Raw genomic sequence first — 437 nt, 5'->3', positions numbered from 1 at the left:
GCGCGGTGCGCTGCTGCGGAACGGCGGCGGGGGCCGCCGTCCGAACGGCGGTTTCGGTGGCGAGGTAGGTGGTCCACCATGCGTTGTCGCGGGCGGTGCGGGACCAGAAGGTGCGGAAGGCCCAGCGGGTTTCGTCGCCCGTGCCGACAGGGCACCGTACGCGTCGCAGATGTCCGGCGACGGAGAGGGCGTTGAGGGAGGTGCCGATGGCCTGCTGCCCGTAGAGCGGGAGTTGTCTGGTGAGCTGCTTCACGCTCATCGCGGCCCCGTCGGGCAGGTGGTCCACGAACCCGGCGATGTACCGCTCACGGGCCGGGAGCAGCGCGAAGTCATGGGGCGTGCGGGGTTGTTGGTCCGGGGCGGAGCGTTTGCCGTAGCCGGGCTTGGCCATCGGGTACGCGGCGGAGACTGCGGGGACGGGCAGGGCGGAGCTAAGG

General features: G+C 71.9%; 1 protein-coding gene. It reads right to left on the bottom strand.

The window, feature by feature from the left end; genetic code table 11:
* A partial coding sequence (locus tag BTA51_RS29815) for a hypothetical protein (protein WP_210404988.1) occupies positions 1-259 on the bottom strand: 259 nt, incomplete at its 3' end.
* Positions 260-437: the final 178 nt, after the last annotated feature.

Source organism: Hahella sp. CCB-MM4 (assembly GCF_002260525.1).
Lineage (GTDB): Bacteria > Pseudomonadota > Gammaproteobacteria > Pseudomonadales > Oleiphilaceae > Hahella.
The sequence above is the reverse complement of the archived record's forward strand: the minus strand, read 5'-3'. Positions and strand labels throughout refer to the sequence as shown.